This is a genomic window from Pseudoalteromonas sp. NSLLW24 (assembly GCF_015864725.1).
Lineage (GTDB): Bacteria > Pseudomonadota > Gammaproteobacteria > Enterobacterales > Alteromonadaceae > Pseudoalteromonas > Pseudoalteromonas arctica.
Map to the genome: position 1 here is coordinate 157,575 of NZ_JADYWQ010000009.1, position 19,977 is coordinate 177,551.

Here is a 19,977-nt window from a genome sequence, read left to right on the forward strand (position 1 = left end):
GCTTAGCCCTTAAATAAGCATTACCACGTATAAGTTGCCGAAAGCATGGCGTTACGTGGTTTGCCAGGGAAGTATCTGTCGCCGGTAAAGCTGGTGTAATCGGCGCGTTCCGCATAAGCCTCATTAGTTAAATTAATAATGCGGGCAAGCACTTCAAGGTTATTAGTAACTTGCCACTGAGCGCGCAGGCTTAAAACATCATGCCCTTGGTACTTATTTAAGTTTTCTGGGTCGGTGTAGTAGTTACCAACGCGGTGCCACTGCAAAGCAAATTGCGCGTTGTTTAATGCCTGCCATGTTAAATCGAGATTAGCAATATTACGCGGCGCGGTGTCTATGTCGTTGCCGTTTATATTTAAACCGTTAAGTATTTGGTTGTTAGTATAAGTATGCTTTGCGTGCGTGCCTGCAAAGTTAAGCGCAAGCGACTGCGTTAGCTGGTAGTCAAGCTCAAGCTCAATACCACGATGGCGAGAGCTGCCATTATTTACCGTAAAAAAGTCACTATCGCGGTAAATCGTATTGTGTTTACTCATAGCGTAAACAGACACGCCATAACGTAGCTTTTCGTAAATCCCTTTAATACCTAGTTCTGCGTTATTGGCTATTTCGGCGCTTAAATTTGCAGTGGTTTGCTCGCGTTGTAATTGGTATAGCTCAGCCGCTTGTGGCGCTCTGTAACCGCGAGAAAAGTTTGCATAAAGCGTGTTATTTGTATTGTACTGATAACTAACCCCAAGCTTTGGCGATAGATTACTAAAACTATTTTTCCCACTTTCAGGGCGGCTGTATCGGCAGCCACCAAAGCCGCATTCTGTGCCATCGTCTTTTGTTCTACCTGCTAGCATATTATTGGTGTAGTCGTACTGCATATGCTCGTAGCGCACACCTGCGGTAAGTAACCACTTATTTAATTGCCAATCAAGTGATGCAAAAGGGGCATAAAGCGTGGCGTTTACATCGTAATCGTAATGCTTACCTTGTGGCACTGTAGCAACTAAAAATGCAGAACCTTGAGTGGGCTCATTTTGGCTTTGAGTAAAGTCGGCTTGCGTGTATTCGCCATCAAGCCCTAGGTTTACTTTTACATTACTTTGTAAATTATATTGATAAAGCGATTGTATGCCAAAACCAGTTTGACTGTTTTTTTCAAGCGGTGTGCCGGGTAAAAAGTGCTTAAAAAAGTCCATGCTTTGGTCGCGAAAATATAACGTAGTAGAGAGCACATCATCGTTATTTAATTGCCATGTTGCATTGCTCCACGCTCTAAATGAACGTGCTTTTCTAAATGCGTCTGGGTCAAAGTTTTTTTGCGAGAGGTCTTCGTTTTTATAGCTTTCAAAGCCCGTAATAAATCCCGCAGTTTGCTGATCTAGGTTTGTGTAAGTAAGCCCAGAGGTAAGTAATAAATTATTATTTGAATAGCGATGGCGAATATTAACTTTTTGTTGCTCTACGCTTTCGTCGTCGCGGTAACCGCTATCGTCGGTAACACTTGCGTTAATGCCTATACCGCTGTTGCCGTAATCTTGTCCTGCGCGTAATTTGTAGCGAGTATAGCCGTACGAGCCATAATCTAAACCAACTAAACCACCGCCTTGTGTGGTGTCGGGTGTTATTACATTAATAACACCATGCACAGCGTTTGAGCCATAAAGTGCAGAGCCAGGGCCTTTTAGCACCTCAATGCGCTGCGCCATTTCACTGTGCGCTTCAAATAGCTCGTTTATGTTACAAAACCCAGCTGCTCTCAGTGGTATGCCATCCTCCAAAGTCAATATGCCACCACAAGCGCCTGCGCCCGAAAGCACTTGTGAGCGAAGCGCGGGTAAATACTCTTGGCCATTTCCGCGTTGAATATTAGCACCCGCTACACGTTGCAGAGCTTCTTCAATATGGGTAGGGGCTATGCTATTTAGCTGCGCTTGATTTAGTGTGCTTATTGATAAAGGGAGTGGGGTAGATAGCGCTTCAATACGTGATGCAGTGGTTGTTATGGTTTCTATTGCATCATTATTTTGATTATCGGCAAACGCAGTGTGGCTAAAGGGTAATATCAGCGGCAAAAAATAAGGTTTCATACATTCCTTGAAAGTAATCTATATTGCATTACCTCTATAATATGCGGTTTTAATGTGCTTTTAAACTCGTTGCGTTAAAGCGTACGTAACCTATGTATTTTGTATATGAAAGATAATATAAAGCATGCGGCTGCCGGAAATAATAACGCGAGCACTAAAAAGTACTCAAATAAAATATAACCAACAATCCCACCTAGTAAAAAGCCGCTTATAATGAGTAAAAATATAACGCATTTACGCGTATCAAATTGCTCACCTTTTAGCGCTTTTCCGATCATTAAGCCAAGGTCGGTAAAAATACCGGTTAAATGTGTGGTACGTATAACTGCACCACTGTAATTAGTTGCTAGCGCATTTTGTAGCCCACACGCAGCAGACGTTAAAACAATACCGTAAACGAATGTATTTTTAAGTAAATAAGCACTCGCCAGTAATAACAGTCCTTCAATAAAAAGCAAAGTGTCGTAATGACGACCAAGTTTTAATGAGCCACCAGAGAGCAAAAAGCCCGACAGCGCAGAGCCCAACATAAAGCTGATAATTATTGAAAGTAGCAATAAGGCAGTGCTGGGGTTAGTTATTACTTTAATACCAAGTAAAGTAACAGAGCCAGATACATGCGAAATAGCCTGATGCTCAAATCCTAATAAGCCTACAGCGTTTATTACGCCCGCTATAAATGCGAGCGTAAACGCGCCATATTCAACCCATTTTGGTAGTTTTGTAAACATTGGTTATCTCTTAACGTGTGCAGTGTTAATTATTGAGTTTGTGCTTTAAAACGTTTTATTTGCTCATCAACTAATTTTGTATCAATTACGCCACGCTTAAAAGCAATGTAAGTAGGAAACGTAAACTCATTTAATTGCCGAGCATAAATGTTTTTATATTCTTTTGAGTACCACAAACCTGCTTGATAGTTAGTTATTGCGTATTCAACACGTTTTTTTTCTAGTAGCTCAAAAGTGTCTTTAGTTGAAAGTGAGCGAAGTAGATTATTCTCATCAAGGCTGTACTTTTTAGCAATAACCTCAGGCAAAGCAACGCCGCGCAGCATCGCTATTGGGGTATTTGATAAATCGTCAGTGAGCAGTTTATCTTTGTTTAAAGTAAATAAACCATACTTAGTAGTGTGCAAAGGCACGCTTGTAAAATCTAAATACTTTGCACGTTCCTCTGTATTGGCCAAAGAGAAATAGCAGTCGTAGTAACCCAGCGCCATTTCTTTTTTAACGCGCGCCCATGGCAGATGAATTACGTCAATTTTAAGATTTAAATTACGCTCAATAAACGTTAAATATTCAATATCTAAACCCGTGAACGTATCGCTTTTCTCATCAAATATAGTAAAAGGCGGGTAGTGGGTTGTTACGCAGCGCAGGGTTTTACTTGGCGCTGCAAGTAATAACGAAGGTAAAGTTAAAGCTAAAAACAGGAATATTGCGCGCATAAATATAAATTCGATATCTTTTAAAGTACATAACTTGAACGCCAATTATACAGTTACTGAGTTTAATTGCATTGATCTAAGTATTTTTACCTAGCGTATAAGTTAAATTTTGTGAGATATACCATGTTTAACGCAGAACAGCAGTCACGCATTATCGAAATGGCGTGGGAAGATAGAACCCCCTACGAGGCTATAGAGCAGCTATACGGATTAAAGTATCCGCAGCTGGTGGTTTTTATGCGAGACAATGTTTCAAAAGGCAGTTTTAAAGTTTGGCGTAAGCGCCATGCAGGTCGTAAAACAAAACATTTAAAATTACGCGATCCCGCTATTATGCGAAGCCACTGTAAAACACAATATAAACAACGTTAAATAGGTGTTAGTTGTTTCATATGATGTTCATCCGTGTTTGTTAACCTTTAGCTATTAATTATGCTAGAGATTATTTATGAAAGCACCTATATACACAGCACTAATAGCATTGGCTTTATGTTCAATAAGCGCAGACGCAAAACCGCATAAAGATAAGCATGGTCATAAACACGGCCATAAAAAGCATCATTCACATAAGCATAACGACAATGACTACCTTTCTAAAAAAGAGGCAAAGCAGCTAATCCGCGCAGGTTGGACGCCACCAGGGCTAAGTAAAAGCTATCATCGAGGCGACTTTTTAGAACGCGATTTATACAAAAGAGGTAGAGTGATTGAACGCTCTAGAGATAATGGTACAGTGAGTATAGAAATAGACCGTACAGTTATCCATATGGTGCACGATACTCGAGAAATACTTTCAATTCTAAGTCGCTAAATTAACTTTATAAGGATATTAAAATGCTCATTGCGCTGGCTATAATTATTGGCTTTTTTTTACTGGTTACCTTATTACCTATGTCGTACAGCCAGCATTACTTAGTGCGTAGCTGCGATTTTGTGCGCTTACAGGTTTTTTATATTGCCAGTTTTGTAGCCGTTACTTCGTTGTTTTTATTATGGCAAAGTAGCGCAATAGGCTATGTATTTATAGCCTTAACCTCATTACTTATAATGATTTTACAAGGTAAATGGATTTACCCGTATACGTGGCTTGCTAAAAAAGAAGTGCAAAGCGCACCTAAGCACATCGACCATAGCATTCGAATTATGTCGGCAAATGTACTTATGTCGAACCATAAAAGTGAGAAGTTAATTAGTCTTGTTGATGAGCATCAACCCGACCTACTTATTACGCTTGAGAGCGATAGCTGGTGGGAAAATAAATTATCAGTCATTAAAAAAAATTACCCGTATTACATAGAATGCCCTAAAGACAATCGTTATGGCATGCACTTATACAGCAAGTTTAAAATACTCGATGCACAAATATGTGAGCTTATAGAAGAAGATATTCCCTCAATTCATATTTTGTTTGAAAACGATGAAGGCCTACAAATGCAAGGGCACTTTATTCACCCAGCACCACCAAGCCCGACAGAGGAAGACTCATCACGTCCGCGCGACTCAGAGCTAATAATGGTGGCTAAAGCACTTAAAAACCCTACACGACCTACCATAGTTGCCGGAGATTTAAACGACGTAGCGTGGTCGCGCAGCACCCGTTTGTTTATGCAAATAAGTGGCTTTTTAGACCCTCGAAAAGGCCGTGGTTTTTATAATACCTTTCATGCAGGCTACTTTTTTATGCGTTGGCCGCTCGATCATTTATTTCACAGCGAAGGCTTTAAAGTAAAGCGTATTAAGCGCTTAGCTAAATATGGCTCAGATCACTTTGCGCTACTCACTGAGCTTTCTTACGAAAACGCTAATCAGCAGTCATTAGAAACTAAATCGGCGCAGCACAAGCAAGAAGAAATCCAAGAGCTCGCAATGAGTAAAGCCGATAAGCGAAAGGTGCCGAGGTTTGATTAGTAACGTTAGATATAGCGGTATTTATATAAAGCATTGAGTTATTAATAGCTGAAGCCTGACTTGTGTTGAATTGTTACTGTGTTATTTGGTTTATACTTTATTTTTAATATATATACTTGTTTTCTTAGAAGTAAAGAGTGGTAAAGCTCTCAAAATAAGCGCTGGCAATTAACTTACCTTGTTTGTACTTTTTAGTCATTGAGAATAGCGTTAATACGTTCAAAACGTTGGATGTTCGATTATATGTTTGAGTTTTTTCGGCTTACTTTATTGGTTTTAGGTGCTATTCCTTTACTTGTATACCCATTTGCAGTTATCGCTAGTCTTATGGGCTTAGGAAGTAAGCCTAGTATTAATATTCCATTGTTTAATAGAATCATGAATAAATTTTTTCTATGGGGCGTTTTAATATATCCCATGGTGTTTTTTGGATGCTATTGGCTTAGCGATAATTTTATAGAATATGACCTTATATTGGCTTCTCTGCCCATGTTTTTTTTACTATTACTCTGGGGCAGTTTTCACTTTATGGATGCTCCAGCAAAATACGAAACGTAAAATGGGCACAAAGTTTATTGAAGTTGAAAAATATAAATCAGATAAACGAATTAACTCGATTATTATGCAATTTAGTTTATTCACTAAGCGTTCGATAGCTTTTCTAATACTAGGGCTTGAGAAAAAGCGCTTTGAGTACCTAGCTAAATATTACCTAATCATTCTCCATTCCTCATCAAACTTTCTCGTAAAATACCAAGAGCCAGCTGTAAGTAACGCTAGTAAGCGAAAAATAGTAATTGATGTAACACATCATGTAGGTTAGTTAGGTTTAAATGCTAGACAGTCCTCTCATGCACTTTGAGGGTTCCGAAATCTAATACATCCTTATGAGCAAATGGCTAGTAAAATGTACCCTGATGCAGATACATGTGATATTTCTTGGTTAGTTGTTCAGGCCGCAGTAAATGATTTAGCAAAGACATTAAAAACGACTGAACACTTGGTGGGTATGAGAGTTTACGATTAAACATAAAATTAGACCACGATATTTGTTCAACATTAAAGGCTACTTTTTAGCTTTTAGCTCCTCATATTCACATTAAAAGCGCGATGTAAAATCGCACCTACGAATATATCCAAAACTCGGTACTATCTCTTAAAATTTGGTACTGTCTCTTACTAAAAACTAAGTATTGTTTCCTGAAAACTACTTTCTAAAAGTCATAAAAAAGCCTAAAAGCGGTTACCCACTTTTAGGCTTAATAATTTTTGTATTTTAAACACGTATTAAAAATCTGTATTTAAAACACTTATTTCATTTATGCAGCTAAATTAGCTGGCGATCATAATGCTTTTAACATTAACAAATTCGCGCATACCAAAACCGCCGTGTTCTCTGCCGTAGCCACTGCCTTTAACGCCACCAAATGGTAGGTTAGGTTGTGCTAAACCGTAGCCGTTAATATTGATCATGCCGGTGTCGAAGTACTTTTTGGCAAGCTCAATGGCTTTTTTCTCATCTTTTGAGAAAATACCACCGCCTAAACCGTAGCGAGAATCGTTGGCGATGCGCATAGCATCGTCGTTATCTTTCGCTTTAATAAGCGAAGCGACAGGGCCAAATAATTCGTCATCGTAGGCCGGCATGCCAGGTGATAGGTTATCAAGTAGCGTTGGTGGGTAGTAGTAACCTGTTTGCGATGGTATTTCGCCACCCGTTACTATGTTTGCACCTGCTTTAACTGATTCCATTACTTGGTCGTGAATGCCGTCGCGTAAATCTTCACGAGCCATTGGGCCTAAGTCTGTGCCATCTGCCATTGGGTCGCCCATTTTCATGGCTTCGAACTGCTCTTTAATTTGTGCTTTAAAGTCATCGTAAAGTGACTCAACAACAACATAACGTTTAGCTGAAACACACGTTTCGCCGTTATTGATCATGCGACCTGTTACACAGGTTTTAACTGCAAGCTCTAAATCAGCGTCATCAAGTACTAAGTATGCATCGTTGCTACCCAGTTCTAACACTGTTTTTTTAGCGTGTTTACCCGCTTCTGCAGCTACTTTTTTACCTGTGGCATCACTACCCGTAAAGGTTACGCCGCTAATTGCTTTGTGCGCAATGAGTGAGCTGGCGGTTTTACCGTCGATGAGTAAGTTGCTGAAACAGTACTCTGGGAAACCGGCTTGTTTAAATAGCTCTTCAATTTTTTCAGCCATGCCAAATACGTTACCAGCATGTTTTAATACGGTTGTGTTACCCGCCATTATGTTGGCAGCACTGTAGCGAATTACCTGATAAAGCGGGAAGTTCCACGGTTGAATACCTAACAGTACACCTGTTGGTTGGTAGCTGATAATTGCACGGCCGCCGTCCATATCACGTTCTTCGTCAGCAAGTACTTGTGGGCCTTGTTCGGCTGTGTAACGACAAATAGCTGCACATAGTTCAACTTCTTGAAAGCCTTGCTCGTATACTTTACCCATTTCTTCGGTCATGAGTTTTGCAATAGATTCTTTTTGCTCTTCGAAAAGTGAGGCTAACTTATTAAGATATCTCGCACGTTCAGTGAACGACGTTAAGCGCCATTTTAAGTATGTTTCGTGAGATTTTTCGATTACCTGTTCAGCTTCTTTTTGAGAAAGTAGCGTATAGGTTTCAATGGTTTGCTCAGTTGCCGGATTAATCGTTTTAACTGTGTTACTCATTTCTATCTCCTTACAAATTAATTATCTATAAGGGTGCAAAACAAAAGCCAATATCAAAAAAGCAGCATTAATTAAATTTAAGTCATTGAAATGTAGGGTTTATTTCTTGTTTTTATTCTGCTAATAACTTTTTACTACTGTAAATATATTATCCAAGGCAGTAAAAAGTTCTGATTTATGCAAAAGTTACAAGGGTGATTGCTCATTTTTATTTAACTTATAGAAGTTCTTTAGCAATACGTTTTAATAGGTAGGTTTCTCGTAAAATGGAGAGTCCTTGTTTTTCACTATTAGCAAGTGTGCGCTCGTTATGTGCAATTGCGTCGTTAATATCAACCCATTTAGCGGTCATGCCATTTTGCTGCTCATAATGCTCTAACTGTGCTTTGCCAAACTCGTCGGCAATATTACATACAAAGCAATACGATTTAATATGAATAATATCAAAGTCGTCTTTATACCAAGGGCGATATTCTTCATAGAGTCCAAAGGCTTTAACAACACTTATTTTTTGTGCACCGGTTTCCTCGCTTAGTTCACGCATCAAGCCTTGCTCAATACTTTCGTCTTCATCTATTCCACCACCAGGTAAACTGTAGTCTTCATAGCGGTTTGTATACATTAAAAGTATTTTATTATTTTTAATAACAATGGCGCGAGCCGTTAAACGGGTAAATTGACTGCCTTGGTCAATATTAATACCTGAATGTATTAAGGTTTTTAATTGCTGCATTTCGTCTCCTTTTTTAGGTTTTTAATGATAACAGTTGCTACCATTCTATAAATAGAAACGATTTTAATTATTTTTCGTAATTTGTGATCGTTTTTTTTAAGCATACGTAAATATTAGGTTGGTAAAATAGATAGTATTGGATTACTTAACTATTTAAGTAATTAGATTCTAGGTGCGCCTTTAAATTAATATTTAGGATGCGTAGAATAAGAAAAAAAGCATAGGGATTTATCATGTTAGACATACTTTTAGTAGACGATGACGTCGAGTTTAGTGACGTTGTATGCCACATAGTCGAATTCCTCGGCCACAATATAAGCACCGCCACCAGTTTAAAAGAAGCACATCAATGGTTTGAAAATAATACCTTTGACCATGTGCTGCTTGATTTTATGTTACCTGATGGTAGCGGTTTGCACTTACTTGATCACCTAAAAACGATTGGGCAATCTCCAAAAATTACACTTATATCGGGTCATCCTTCAGTTAAAGGCATTTTAGCTGAGATGTGTGAGCCAAATGTAGGGCATTTATTAAAGCCATTACAACGCGAAGATTTAGAACTGGTTTTAAATGGCCCTAAAAAAGCAGTTAAAAAAGCAAAGTCGGGCGGTATAACGCGTCACTTTGGTGGTTTAATTGGCGAATCAGAAGTAATGCACAAGCTTTACAATATGATTGAACGCGTTGCTAAAACAAATGCCAATGTAATGTTGATGGGTGAAAGTGGTGCAGGTAAAGAAGTTGTAGCTCAGGCTATTCATAACGCAAGCCAGTGCGAAGGCCCGTTAGTGGCGAGCAACTGTGGTGCGCTTTCAAAAGAATTAATAGGTAGTGAATTATTTGGCCATGAAAAAGGCGCCTTTACCGGCGCTATAGCCCGCAAAGAAGGGGTATTTGAGCAATCAAATAACGGTACTTTGTTTTTAGATGAAGTGACCGAAATGCCAATTGATATGCAGCCAAATTTACTGCGAGTGCTTGAAACTAAAAAAGTAACACGCGTAGGTGGTAACAGAGAAATACCAACCAATTGTCGTGTTATTTCAGCCACTAACCGCTCGCTTACTGATTTAGCGCAAAATAATATTATTCGTGAAGATATTTACTTTAGGTTGGCTGTTTTTCCTATTGATATACCGCCACTTCGCGATAGAAAAGAAGATATTCCTTTATTAGCTAAAGCATTTTTAGATCAACTTAATGATGAAAACGGTACCCCATTTAGTTGGACGCCAACGCAGCTCAAAGAACTGCAAAGCTATGAATGGCCCGGTAATGTGCGAGAGCTTCGCCACGCTATACACCGTGCATTTATTATGAGCGATCCGCAAACCAGCGACATTACTCTACCTGATAGCTTAGAGTCGCCTTTTTCGCGCGTTAATAACCAAGCGGCCGAAAAGCCAGTATCAGCAGGACAAACCATTGAAGAAGTTGAAAAAGAACTTATTCATGCAACGCTTGATAAGGTGCAAGGTAATAAAACGCTTGCTGCACAAATGCTGGGTATTAGCACCAAAACACTTTATAACCGCCTTAATGCATATGGCGGTATTGGCGAATATAAATAGATTTGAGGAAGGGCATGACATCCGATAACCAAACAGAGCAACTAAACAAATTAGTACACGATGCAAGAGCGCCGCTTAATCGTATATCGATGAATGCAGAGCTTATTAAGTTGGTACTTGAAAACGATATGCCAAAAGAAAAAGCGCTAGATGCACTTGATAAAATTATTAACAATTGCCAACAGTGTAGTGAAAGTTTACAAAAAATAACTGACTCTCAATAAATAGTAAGTGTTGTACAAACTCTAATTCGGGAAGCTAAATGAGCAAGCAAAAACAGCAAGGTAAAGCGAATGTTACTTGGGCAGCTTTTATAGTTGTTGTGTTAAGTATTATTGTAGGTAACGCAGTTTTAGCATTGAATACGATTCAAGGTTTAACGCAAACCCAAAAGAGTTTAGATAACACTAATATGCTGACAGCGGCAATTGAGCAACTGCATTTATCAATAGTGCAGGCTGAGTCTGGTCAGCGCGGTTATTTATTAACAGAAGAGACTGACTATTTAACGCCTTATTACGATGCTATTGGACAAATTGAAGCTCAAACAGATCATGTTAAGTCACTACACTCTGAGATTGACGGCCAAGCTGAGCGTATTGCTCAGTTGTTAGTACTAGTTGATAGCAAAATTAAAGAGCTGAAGCAAACTGTAAACCTAGCATTGGATGACAAAGAGCGACGTGCAATTTATGTGTTAAATACACATAAAGGTCGGGAGCTTTATAAGCAAATTAGAGAGTATGTTAATGAAATTCAAGACCGTGAATTACTCTTTAAAGTGAGCCATTTTTCAAAGTTAGCGCAAATTAAGAATGAAGCTAAAATCACGTTTGCTATTACAGCAATCACAAGCTTATTACTTATTATTGGTATGTTTGTAATGACACGTCTTAATTTAAGAAATGCAGCTAAGTATCGTTTTGAGCTTGAAAAACAAAACGAGACTTTAGCAACTAAAGTGTCTGAGCGTACGCAAGAATTAACGTTGTATTCTGACGAACTGAGCCGAAGTAACCGAGAGCTTGAAGAGTTTGCTTTTGTAGCGAGCCATGATTTACAAGAACCGCTTAGAAAAATTCAAGCCTTTAGTGACCGCCTCGAAACCATGTTTAAAGATGAGCTTGGTGAAAAAGGGATTGATTACATTGGCCGCATGAAAAATGCAGCGCAACGCATGTCTAACTTAATTAATGATCTATTAGAGTTCTCGCGTATTACTACGCGCGGCAAAGACTTCGATGATACAAATTTAAACGAAGTAGTAACCGATATATTAAGTGATTTAGAAATTGCGATAAAAGAGTCAGATGCACAAATTGATGTAGAAGACTTACCGGTTATTCAGGCTGATAAAAGCCAAATGCAGCAGCTGTTTTTGAACTTGTTGTCGAACGCTGTAAAATTTAGGCGCCCAGGTGTAAGTCCACATATAAAAATCAGCTACCAAGATAAAGATATTTTTAGTGAGGATCATAATACCAATTTGAGCTTTCAAGTTATTACTATAGAAGATAACGGTATTGGTTTTTCACAGGACTATGCCGATAAAATATTTGTACCGTTTCAACGTTTGCACGGTCGCTCACAATATAAAGGCACAGGTATTGGCCTTTCTGTATGTAGGCGTATTGTGGAACGTCATGGCGGAACAATTACAGCAAAAAGTAAAGACGGTGAAGGTGCAACCTTCATTATAAAACTACCTGTGGAAGCTGCGCTTTTCACATTGCAAGGAGAGGCTTAAATGCCCTATTCAAAAGTAAAACCTATTACTATTTTAATGGCAGACGATGATGAAGATGATCGTTTGTTAACACAAGATGCCCTTGCCGAAAGCCGTGTACTTAACGAGCTTCATTTTGTTGAAGATGGCGTTGAGTTACTTGAATATTTAGAACGTAAAGGTAAGTTTGAAGACAAAACAGTGTCGCCGCGACCAGGATTGATATTACTTGATTTAAACATGCCAAGAATGGATGGTCGTGAAGCACTTGAAGCTATAAAAGCAAACCCTAATTTAAAGGGAATTCCGGTTGTTATTTTAACTACGTCTAAGCAAGAAGAAGACATGGTTAAAGGGTATAACTTAGGTGCCGCATCTTATATTACAAAGCCTGTGACGTTTGATGGTTTAGTTGATTTGATGAAAACGCTAGGAAAATACTGGGTAGAGTTTGTAGAGCTACCGACAACATTTAACGATTAATGGAGATTGTATGTTAGATAAAGTGACTCAGTTGCTGCTTGTAGAAGATGATGAAGATGATTACATACTCACCTGCGACTATCTGGACCAATTGGATTCACACACGTTTAACATTCAATGGATAAGTTCCCCAGAGCAGGCAATTGCAACGCTTAGTAAAAACGAGCATGACATTTGCCTGCTTGATTACCGCTTGGGTGCATCTAATGGTTTAGATGTATTAAAAGAAGCGATTGCTAATGGCTTTAGCGGCCCCATAATTATGCTTACCGGGCAGTCAAACGATGAGTTAGACTCGGCAGCGCTTGATGCCGGTGCAGTAGATTATTTAATAAAAACAGAAATGAGTTCGAGCCGCTTTGCGCGCGCTATTCGTTATGCACTTGCTCGTAAAGATGTTGAAGGTGAGCGAGTAGAGCGTTTAAAGGCCGAAGCTGAAAATCGCTCAAAAGACCGCTTTTTAGCTCATTTAAGCCACGAATTACGTACTCCTCTATCGTCTATTTTAGGTTACACCGAACTATTAATGCAGAGCGACTTTAGTCAGCAAGCAGAAAATGAATTGGGTGTTATTTATCGAAACGGTAAACATTTATTGAGCCTGTTAAACGATGTGCTCGACTTATCTAAAATAGCAGCCGATAAACTGGAACTTACCCTAAGCGAAGTTAACCTTGATAGCATGCTTGCCGATGTATACACGCTAATGCGCGTATCGGTGCTAGATAAGGGCCTTACGCTGCGCTTTGAATCTCATCAGCCATTACCTTTGGTTGCACGACTGGATGCAACAAGAGTTCGCCAAATTTTAATAAATCTAATAAACAATGCGGTTAAATTTACCGATAAAGGCGAAATTGTTGTTAATGCGTGGACGCAGTGGGTTGATGATCGTGAAATGCTATTTTTTAGCATTAAAGACTCAGGCATGGGCATTGCCCCTGAAAAACAAGAACTCATATTCAAGCCATTTGAACAAATAGCTGATGTAGAATCACGCTCTGTAGGTGGCGCAGGCTTAGGCTTGGCAATATGTGCTGAATTGTTAGCACGTATGCACGGTGATATTAGTTTGCATTCTGAAATTGGTAAAGGCTCTACGTTTACTATTTCGGTTTACCCAGGTGATATTAGCGAAGTAGAACGACAGGTACTTAATTTTAGCAGTGCGCCGCAACTACAAAGTAAATCGGCTCCATGTAAAGTGCATGGGCGAGTATTAGTAGTTGATGATTTACGTGATTTACGCATGCTAGTCGGTCATATGATCAGTACCTGTGGTGCGCGCGTCGATTATGCCGAACATGGCCAACAAGCGCTTGAAAAAGTGCGTATTGCAGATGCGTATAAAGCGCCTTACGACATTATTTTTATTGATATTCATATGCCTGTAATGGGCGGCAAGGAAGCTACCATAGAGCTTAGAAAAATGGGTTACAAAGGCCCAATAATCGCGCTCACTGCCGCTACTATGAAAGGCATACATGAGGAGCTTGCTGCACTTGGCTTTAACGATGTAATACCAAAACCTGTTGATAGCGCGGCTTTATATCAATGTTTGCAAGATTATTTGGTAGCGCCAGAGCATGCACCGCAAGCTAAAGATATAAATTGTAGTAAGGGCTTAACCGAGAAAAAGCAGCGCTTTTTACTTGTTGAAGACGATCACGATGCAGCGCAAATTACGCAGCTACTTTTAGAAAGTCTAGGCGTTGAAACCGTCATTGCGTCTAGCTGCGCACAATGTTTGCAAATACTTAATCACGACCAGCAATTTAATAAGGTATTGTTAGACATGCATTTACCTGATGGGCGTGGCATTGATTTAGGCCAGCAAGTTAATGAGCGATATCCAGAGCTACGCTTGGTGATTGTAAGTGGCGCAGAGCCAGATCCTAAAGAAATAAAAGATTTAAATATTGACCGAGTTTTACTTAAACCTATTAATTTGAGCTTACTTGAAACGCTTATTAGCTAGGGCCTGTTTATCTTTCGAGGTTAAATTTGCAGCAGTATGTTTGGTATTTAGGCAAGGCAGAGCCTGTGTAGTGTGGTTATTACCCATAAATAGGCGATAACGTAGCACAAATGCCAAACACGCGCTGCCCGAAGGGTTCTGCCCAGGGGCTATATACTCTTTGTTGCCTACATGGATTTAGGTAAGGGGCGTGAGCAGGACGCGGAAGCTTTGCTCGGTTTTTACTTATTCTTACAGGGATGTAAGTCAGTAGAATAACGCAGGAGCAGTTACCGAGCCACTAGGTTACAAATCTCGCGCCGCGATTAAATAGCCCCTAGATTGAACAAATTTTAATCCTGAAAGGTCAACAGGTCCAATAACTGAGACATTATTTATATGCATTCAATAAAGTTAGTATCTGAAGAATTAACACCATCAAAAGTAGTGTGTGTTGGCCGTAACTATACCGCACACATTGCAGAGCTAAATAACGAAACGCCAGACAAAATGGTATTATTTAACAAACCAAATAGTGCAATTACTAATACGTTATTTGCGGCTCATAACGGCGATACGCTGCATTATGAAACCGAGCTATGTTTTGTAGTTAAAAATAAAAAATTTGTAGGGGTTGGACTCGGCCTTGATTTAACTAAGCGTACTGTGCAAAGTAAATTAAAAAATAAAGGACTTCCATGGGAGCGCGCAAAAGCGTTCGACGGCTCTGTTATTTTAACTGATTTTGTAGCGCTAACAGAGACAATGAAGCACTTTACTTTTGAACTTAAAATTAATAATGAAGTAATTCAGCGAGGCGATACTCATTTTATGCTGCATAATCCGGACTCAATTTTACAAGAAATTAGTGAATTTATGAGCTTAGAAGATGGTGATGTAGTAATGGCAGGCACACCGTCGGGCGTAGGCGAGGTAACACCTAAAAGTATTTTTGCTGTGGCACTTTATGCTAATGATCAGTGCTTGCTTGAGCATCAGTGGCAAGTAAGTAAAAATTAATAACTTGCTGTTGGTAGTGTTTATCAAAGTCGGCAAAGGTAGTTTTAAGCCAATTATGCTGACTTTGTTGATACTCAGGCGATTGTAGTACATTATTTTTTAGCGCGCGGTTAATTTTTTTAAGCGCTTGCTGTGCAAAATTATTAGGTGCGTTAGCCGCACAACCTATTGCTCCTCGTATAAATTGAATGTCATTTTCTGCAATTGGTACACTCTCTATATTCGTATATTCTCCTTGTTTATTAAAGTAATCGGCCATAAACGGGTAATCAATTGAGTAGTCTAAAAAGCCGTGACTCAAGCGTGCTATAACAGCCTGACTTTCATTTTCGCTACTCCAACTTAACGACGACTCTTTATCTCGTTTTGTATTTTCAATAATTGTATTAATTTTAGTTGTAAATTTACGTGCAGCAGCTTGCCCGTATACGTATTGCGGGTCGGTTAATAAATTAATAAGGTGAATAGGCGAGCCGTGCTTTTCTTCTAATTTGGGCTTTAGCTCTTTAGTCGTGATAATTGAAAATGGGGGATATACCGTTGTTGGATTTGAGTAGTTAAGTAGTTGGTTATTATGTTTTTTATAAATAACACACGGGAAGCATACGTTTTTTCCTTCACTTAAATATTTATTTATACGCTGCTGAGGGACAATTAAGCGGGTATGTTTTACATCTGTTATGGTTTTAATGAGTTGCTCGGTTAGGTTGTCGCAAATACCGCCTTGTGGTGCACTTTCGCTTTTAGCTATATGAAAAGGGGGCGTGTAACTTTGCAGCCAAATAATTTCTTCTAGAGGCTGTAATTTTTGTTCAACAGCATGCGCGTTAAATACAATTAATAGACAAAATGCATAGTATCCGTTTCTCAGCATTGATAAGTGTTCGTTGAATTAAGAAAACTTAATTAAAGTATAGTGTTGGTTGTAGTAGGGTCAAATATTTTAGTTAAAAGCAGCCTTGTTCAAGGCTGCTTTTAACTGGTACATGCTTAATAAGGCATAGGATAGTTTTTAAATATAGTGTTAATTTCACTAAGAATTTCGTCGCTTAACGTGATGTTAAATGCATCAATATCTTCTTTTAATTGGGCTATGTTTGTTGCACCAATAATTGAAGAGGTTACGCCATCTACTTGGTTACACCATGCGAGTGCTAGTTGTGCTGGAGTAATATTGTTTGCATGAGCCAGATCAACATACTGCTTAGTGGCTTGCTCTGCATTGGGTGTATCTCTAAAAATACCGTTGCGCTGCATGAAGGTCCAACGAGATCCTTCTGGGCGAGCACCGTTTAGGTATTTACCCGTTAATAAACCAGCTGCTAAAGGCGACCACGGTAAGTAGGCAATATCTTCGTGTACACATTGTTCTATTAAATACGGCCAGTCTTTAGCGTGCGCTAAGCTAAACTCATTTTGAATAGATACCATACGCGGTAAGTTATGCTCTTTGGCCAAACTTAAAAACTGGCTTATACCCCATGGCGTATCGTCAGATAAACCGCAGTGCTTAATTTTACCTGCTTTAACACATTCATTAAGGCCTTCTAGAATATCAAGCATACTAGCTTGTTGCTCTTGTGTATTTACGTCGGTAAATTTAAGAGTGCCGGGCCATTGTCTGCCAAAGTGAGGGGTAGAGCGGTTTGGCCAATGTAGTTGATATAAATCAATGTAGTCTGTTTGAAGTCGCTTAAGTGAATCGTCTACGGCTTCTATTACTGTTTGGCGAGTAATATTGCCACCATCACGTACCCACGATAATCCATTGCCTGCAATTTTTGTAGCTAGTACCACTTCGCTGCGCTTTTGCTGATTACGCGATAGCCAATTGCCAATAATTTCCTCGGTTTTACCATAGGTCTCTGGCGAAGGAGGCACAGCATACATTTCGGCTGTATCAATAAAGTTTACGCCTTGCTCGAGCGCGTAGGCTATTTGTTCATCAGCATCGCTTTGAGTATTTTGTTTACCCCAAGTCATACTGCCTAAACATACTCTTGAAACGTTAATACCACTGCTGCCAAGTGGGCTGTATTGCATGAGAATTCCTTATTGCTCGTCTTGAGAGTAGCTAACTAACGCCGATAAAAGAGGCTCTGCAATGAGGGCTTTTTGGCCTGTTTCAAAATCAAACATAACCACTTTTGAAGTGCCTGTTGTTGTTATAGCGTTTTGTGCGTGACTAAATACGGTGTAATTCATAACAAATCGGTCTGTTTTTATATCAGAAATAGTAACACCGACTGTAAGCGTATCTGGGAATGTAACTGGGCGTTTATAACGAATGTTATTTTCGCTTATTACCGGGCCCACGCCATTAGGGCTTATTGTATCGAACAGATTTATTTTATTTAAGAAGTCGATTCGGGCTATTTCAAAGTAACGTAAATACACTACATTATTTACGTGTTGTAGTGCATCCATATCAGCCCACGCTACGGTGATGTCGGTATGGATAGGGTGCTGATCTTTAAACGTTTGCATTATTTATTGGCCCTTAATTTTAAAGTACTTAGATTATCAACATGGGGTTACGAGCTCAAGGTAATTAATGGCATGTTTTTTTATAAGATGATTGTACCTATTTAATTTTAGGTCTACAGTTAAATTACACAGACAAACACAAAAACACACAGAGGTAGAAATATGCAGAACATAATTAACTGGTCCTTAGCTTGTTTGGTTTTTATAGCCTCTTTTACCTGTTACGCAATGGGTAACGAATCAGGCGCTATTATTTTGATGTTAGCGGGGTTTTTTTTCGAGGTTATGTTTTGGTTGCGCGGTTATAAAGAGCAAGAAGGTAATAAGCGCTTTTTTTAATCGCTAACTAGGGCCTGTTGACCTTTCAGGATTAAAATTTGTTCAATCTAGGGGCTATTTAATCGCGGCGCGAGGTTTGTGACCTAGTGGGCTAAGTAAAAACCGAGCAACAAAGAGTAAATTGCCCCTAGGCAGAACCCTTCGGGCAGCGTATGTTTGGCATTTGTGCTACGTTATCGCCTATTTATGGGGAATAACCACACTACATAGGCTCTGCCTTGCCTAAATACCAAACATACTGCTGCAAATTCAACCTCGAAAGATAAACAGGCCCTAGGCTTGCTTATCACATTTGATTCTATAATAATGACTGTATAAATAACCAGTTATTGTTGTGGTGATGAAGAAGTTTATTCACATAGACATGGATTGCTTTTATGCAGCAGTAGAAATGCGAGATAATCCAAAACTTGCATGTGTACCGCTTGCTATTGGAGGCAATAGCCGACGAGGCGTGCTCTCAACCGCTAACTATATAGCTAGAGAATATGGCGTGCGATCGGCTATGTCGAACTATCATGCTAAACAATTATGCCCCGATTTAGTTATTGTCCCAGGGCGCATGGCTGTATACAAAGAAGCTTCAAATCAAATACGTGAAGTATTTAGCCGCTACACAGATTTAGTTGAACCTCTTTCTTTAGACGAAGCCTACCTAGATGTAACAGACAGCACCGCTTGTAAAGGCAGTGCCACACTTATTGCACAGCAAATAAGAGCCGATATTTACAATGCCACCGGGCTCACTGCATCAGCAGGCATTGCACCGATTAAATTTATTGCCAAAATAGCCAGCGACGAAAAAAAACCGAATGGTCAATTTGTCGTTTTGCCTCATGAGGTCGATGATTTTTTAGCGCAATTACCGCTGGGGAAAATTCCGGGGGTGGGTAAAGTAACGCTCGAAAAGCTAAATTTAAAAGGCTTATATACCGGCAAGGATGTACGTGAAAAAGGCGTTAACTGGATGCAGCAACATGTGGGTAATTTTGGTGTGTCGCTTTATCAAAAATGTGCAGGTGAATATGTTGGTAAAGTATCAACAGATCGCATCAGAAAGTCGCTGAGTGTTGAGCATACCTACGAATACAACAAAACAAGTTTGCAAGAGTGCTTAGATGAGCTGCCAAAATTGTTAGACGAATTAGTTTTAAGGCTTAATAAACAGCAATTACAAAACCGTATTAATAAGCTGAGTGTTAAAGTGAAGTTTGCAAATTTTGTAGTGACCTCAGCCGATCAGGCATACCACGAGCTAAACACAGAAATATTTATTCAACTTCTTACTAAGGCCTATCAACGAGGGCTACAACAACCTGTAAGATTACTTGGCATAGGCGTTGGCATTAAAAGCGAGCCAGAACAAAACTTCCAACTGAGTATTCTCGATTAAGCTGTAAAGCCTGTAACCCCAAGTTGCCATTTATTGGCAAGTTGTATAATTAGCCCATCGCACCTTGCTGGTCTTCAATATTTAAATCGACGATAATGAGGGCTTATGTTTTCTAAC

At 39.4% G+C, this 19,977-nt stretch carries 20 protein-coding genes; 12 read left to right on the forward strand and 8 right to left on the reverse strand.

From position 1 onward, the window contains the following. Nucleotides 1–20: 20 nt before the first annotated feature. From I6E72_RS11605 to I6E72_RS11615, 3 genes are all read right to left on the reverse strand, one after another. Nucleotides 21–2,081 (reverse strand): TonB-dependent receptor, encoded by a 2,061-nt coding sequence (locus I6E72_RS11605; protein ID WP_165734591.1) that lies wholly within the window; start codon nucleotides 2,079–2,081, stop codon nucleotides 21–23. Nucleotides 2,082–2,155: 74 nt separating this feature from the next. Beyond that, entirely contained in the window at nucleotides 2,156–2,812 is a 657-nt protein-coding gene (locus tag I6E72_RS11610) for a YoaK family protein (RefSeq protein ID WP_121953943.1), read from the reverse strand. Between the two features lie 29 nt (nucleotides 2,813–2,841). Further along, nucleotides 2,842–3,531 carry a substrate-binding periplasmic protein gene (locus I6E72_RS11615; protein ID WP_010553124.1) on the reverse strand — a complete coding sequence of 230 codons (690 nt, stop codon included), beginning with the start codon at nucleotides 3,529–3,531 and terminating at the stop codon, nucleotides 2,842–2,844. A gap of 123 nt (nucleotides 3,532–3,654) precedes the next feature. Between I6E72_RS11615 and I6E72_RS11620 the strand changes: the two genes are divergently transcribed. The 5 genes from I6E72_RS11620 to I6E72_RS19855 all read left to right on the forward strand — a co-directional run bounded on the left by I6E72_RS11620 (nucleotide 3,655) and on the right by I6E72_RS19855 (nucleotide 6,466). Next, nucleotides 3,655–3,903: a TIGR03643 family protein gene (locus tag I6E72_RS11620; RefSeq protein ID WP_007581511.1), complete on the forward strand. Its 249-nt coding sequence runs from the start codon at nucleotides 3,655–3,657 to the stop codon at nucleotides 3,901–3,903. A gap of 76 nt (nucleotides 3,904–3,979) precedes the next feature. Continuing rightward, nucleotides 3,980–4,342 (forward strand): hypothetical protein, encoded by a 363-nt coding sequence (locus tag I6E72_RS11625; protein WP_121953942.1) that lies wholly within the window; start codon nucleotides 3,980–3,982, stop codon nucleotides 4,340–4,342. 23 nt (nucleotides 4,343–4,365) lie between these two features. Further along, on the forward strand, nucleotides 4,366–5,439 hold the full coding sequence (locus tag I6E72_RS11630; RefSeq protein WP_121953941.1) for an endonuclease/exonuclease/phosphatase family protein: 1,074 nt from the start codon (nucleotides 4,366–4,368) through the stop codon (nucleotides 5,437–5,439). 243 nt (nucleotides 5,440–5,682) lie between these two features. After that, entirely contained in the window at nucleotides 5,683–5,997 is a 315-nt protein-coding gene (locus tag I6E72_RS11635; RefSeq protein WP_231609134.1) for a hypothetical protein, read from the forward strand. A gap of 337 nt (nucleotides 5,998–6,334) precedes the next feature. Continuing rightward, nucleotides 6,335–6,466, forward strand: coding sequence for a hypothetical protein (locus tag I6E72_RS19855; RefSeq protein ID WP_257983178.1), 132 nt, complete (start codon nucleotides 6,335–6,337; stop codon nucleotides 6,464–6,466). A gap of 305 nt (nucleotides 6,467–6,771) precedes the next feature. Here the strand turns inward: I6E72_RS19855 and I6E72_RS11640 are convergent, their stop codons facing one another. Together I6E72_RS11640 and I6E72_RS11645 are read right to left on the reverse strand one after the other, a co-directional pair. Further along, entirely contained in the window at nucleotides 6,772–8,148 is a 1,377-nt protein-coding gene (locus tag I6E72_RS11640; RefSeq protein WP_197112387.1) for an NAD-dependent succinate-semialdehyde dehydrogenase, read from the reverse strand. Between the two features lie 217 nt (nucleotides 8,149–8,365). Next, nucleotides 8,366–8,881, reverse strand: a complete 516-nt coding sequence (locus tag I6E72_RS11645) for an NUDIX hydrolase (protein ID WP_197112389.1) — start codon at nucleotides 8,879–8,881, stop codon at nucleotides 8,366–8,368. A gap of 233 nt (nucleotides 8,882–9,114) precedes the next feature. On the opposite strand from I6E72_RS11645, the gene I6E72_RS11650 reads away from it, so the two are divergent. The 6 genes from I6E72_RS11650 to I6E72_RS11675 all read left to right on the forward strand — a co-directional run bounded on the left by I6E72_RS11650 (nucleotide 9,115) and on the right by I6E72_RS11675 (nucleotide 15,641). After that, nucleotides 9,115–10,455 carry a sigma-54-dependent transcriptional regulator gene (locus tag I6E72_RS11650; protein WP_197112391.1) on the forward strand — a complete coding sequence of 447 codons (1,341 nt, stop codon included), beginning with the start codon at nucleotides 9,115–9,117 and terminating at the stop codon, nucleotides 10,453–10,455. Nucleotides 10,456–10,469: 14 nt separating this feature from the next. Next, nucleotides 10,470–10,679 carry a histidine kinase dimerization/phospho-acceptor domain-containing protein gene (locus I6E72_RS11655; protein WP_007581523.1) on the forward strand — a complete coding sequence of 70 codons (210 nt, stop codon included), beginning with the start codon at nucleotides 10,470–10,472 and terminating at the stop codon, nucleotides 10,677–10,679. Nucleotides 10,680–10,717: 38 nt separating this feature from the next. Continuing rightward, nucleotides 10,718–12,202: a sensor histidine kinase gene (locus tag I6E72_RS11660; protein WP_010553132.1), complete on the forward strand. Its 1,485-nt coding sequence runs from the start codon at nucleotides 10,718–10,720 to the stop codon at nucleotides 12,200–12,202. Then, nucleotides 12,203–12,664, forward strand: a complete 462-nt coding sequence (locus I6E72_RS11665) for a response regulator (protein ID WP_007581526.1) — start codon at nucleotides 12,203–12,205, stop codon at nucleotides 12,662–12,664. A 10-nt stretch (nucleotides 12,665–12,674) separates the two neighbouring features. Beyond that, nucleotides 12,675–14,642: a response regulator gene (locus tag I6E72_RS11670; protein ID WP_010553133.1), complete on the forward strand. Its 1,968-nt coding sequence runs from the start codon at nucleotides 12,675–12,677 to the stop codon at nucleotides 14,640–14,642. A 378-nt stretch (nucleotides 14,643–15,020) separates the two neighbouring features. Beyond that, nucleotides 15,021–15,641: a fumarylacetoacetate hydrolase family protein gene (locus I6E72_RS11675; RefSeq protein WP_197112393.1), complete on the forward strand. Its 621-nt coding sequence runs from the start codon at nucleotides 15,021–15,023 to the stop codon at nucleotides 15,639–15,641. Here the strand turns inward: I6E72_RS11675 and I6E72_RS11680 are convergent. The 3 genes from I6E72_RS11680 to I6E72_RS11690 form a co-directional block, all read right to left on the reverse strand. Continuing rightward, nucleotides 15,592–16,515 carry an ABC transporter substrate-binding protein gene (locus I6E72_RS11680; protein WP_197112395.1) on the reverse strand — a complete coding sequence of 308 codons (924 nt, stop codon included), beginning with the start codon at nucleotides 16,513–16,515 and terminating at the stop codon, nucleotides 15,592–15,594. The two genes, I6E72_RS11675 and I6E72_RS11680, sit on opposite strands and share 50 nt — an antisense overlap. Nucleotides 16,516–16,631: 116 nt before the next feature. After that, nucleotides 16,632–17,684 carry an aldo/keto reductase gene (locus I6E72_RS11685; protein ID WP_197112397.1) on the reverse strand — a complete coding sequence of 351 codons (1,053 nt, stop codon included), beginning with the start codon at nucleotides 17,682–17,684 and terminating at the stop codon, nucleotides 16,632–16,634. A gap of 9 nt (nucleotides 17,685–17,693) precedes the next feature. After that, on the reverse strand, nucleotides 17,694–18,128 hold the full coding sequence (locus I6E72_RS11690) for an acyl-CoA thioesterase (protein WP_010553137.1): 435 nt from the start codon (nucleotides 18,126–18,128) through the stop codon (nucleotides 17,694–17,696). A gap of 679 nt (nucleotides 18,129–18,807) precedes the next feature. Here I6E72_RS11690 and dinB point away from each other — a divergent pair. Further along, nucleotides 18,808–19,860: a DNA polymerase IV gene (gene dinB / locus I6E72_RS11695; protein WP_024590076.1), complete on the forward strand. Its 1,053-nt coding sequence runs from the start codon at nucleotides 18,808–18,810 to the stop codon at nucleotides 19,858–19,860. Nucleotides 19,861–19,977 lie beyond the last annotated feature (117 nt).

Excerpts from the sequence above, each read along its gene's own strand:
- I6E72_RS11655 (WP_007581523.1), top strand. The coding sequence starts at position 10,470 with ATGACATCCGATAACCAAACAGAGCAACTAAACAAATTAGTACACGAT.
- I6E72_RS11665 (WP_007581526.1), top strand. The coding sequence starts at position 12,203 with ATGCCCTATTCAAAAGTAAAACCTATTACTATTTTAATGGCAGACGAT.
- I6E72_RS11670 (WP_010553133.1), top strand. The coding sequence starts at position 12,675 with ATGTTAGATAAAGTGACTCAGTTGCTGCTTGTAGAAGATGATGAAGAT.
- I6E72_RS11645 (WP_197112389.1), bottom strand. The coding sequence starts at position 8,881 with ATGCAGCAATTAAAAACCTTAATACATTCAGGTATTAATATTGACCAA.
- I6E72_RS11630 (WP_121953941.1), top strand. The coding sequence starts at position 4,366 with ATGCTCATTGCGCTGGCTATAATTATTGGCTTTTTTTTACTGGTTACC.
- I6E72_RS11635 (WP_231609134.1), top strand. The coding sequence starts at position 5,683 with ATGTTTGAGTTTTTTCGGCTTACTTTATTGGTTTTAGGTGCTATTCCT.
- I6E72_RS11680 (WP_197112395.1), bottom strand. The coding sequence starts at position 16,515 with ATGCTGAGAAACGGATACTATGCATTTTGTCTATTAATTGTATTTAAC.
- I6E72_RS11625 (WP_121953942.1), top strand. The coding sequence starts at position 3,980 with ATGAAAGCACCTATATACACAGCACTAATAGCATTGGCTTTATGTTCA.
- I6E72_RS11660 (WP_010553132.1), top strand. The coding sequence starts at position 10,718 with ATGAGCAAGCAAAAACAGCAAGGTAAAGCGAATGTTACTTGGGCAGCT.
- dinB (WP_024590076.1), top strand. The coding sequence starts at position 18,808 with ATGAAGAAGTTTATTCACATAGACATGGATTGCTTTTATGCAGCAGTA.
- I6E72_RS11615 (WP_010553124.1), bottom strand. The coding sequence starts at position 3,531 with ATGCGCGCAATATTCCTGTTTTTAGCTTTAACTTTACCTTCGTTATTA.
- I6E72_RS11620 (WP_007581511.1), top strand. The coding sequence starts at position 3,655 with ATGTTTAACGCAGAACAGCAGTCACGCATTATCGAAATGGCGTGGGAA.
- I6E72_RS11650 (WP_197112391.1), top strand. The coding sequence starts at position 9,115 with ATGTTAGACATACTTTTAGTAGACGATGACGTCGAGTTTAGTGACGTT.
- I6E72_RS11675 (WP_197112393.1), top strand. The coding sequence starts at position 15,021 with ATGCATTCAATAAAGTTAGTATCTGAAGAATTAACACCATCAAAAGTA.
- I6E72_RS11610 (WP_121953943.1), bottom strand. The coding sequence starts at position 2,812 with ATGTTTACAAAACTACCAAAATGGGTTGAATATGGCGCGTTTACGCTC.
- I6E72_RS11685 (WP_197112397.1), bottom strand. The coding sequence starts at position 17,684 with ATGCAATACAGCCCACTTGGCAGCAGTGGTATTAACGTTTCAAGAGTA.
- I6E72_RS11640 (WP_197112387.1), bottom strand. The coding sequence starts at position 8,148 with ATGAGTAACACAGTTAAAACGATTAATCCGGCAACTGAGCAAACCATT.
- I6E72_RS11690 (WP_010553137.1), bottom strand. The coding sequence starts at position 18,128 with ATGCAAACGTTTAAAGATCAGCACCCTATCCATACCGACATCACCGTA.
- I6E72_RS11605 (WP_165734591.1), bottom strand. The coding sequence starts at position 2,081 with ATGAAACCTTATTTTTTGCCGCTGATATTACCCTTTAGCCACACTGCG.
- I6E72_RS19855 (WP_257983178.1), top strand. The coding sequence starts at position 6,335 with ATGGCTAGTAAAATGTACCCTGATGCAGATACATGTGATATTTCTTGG.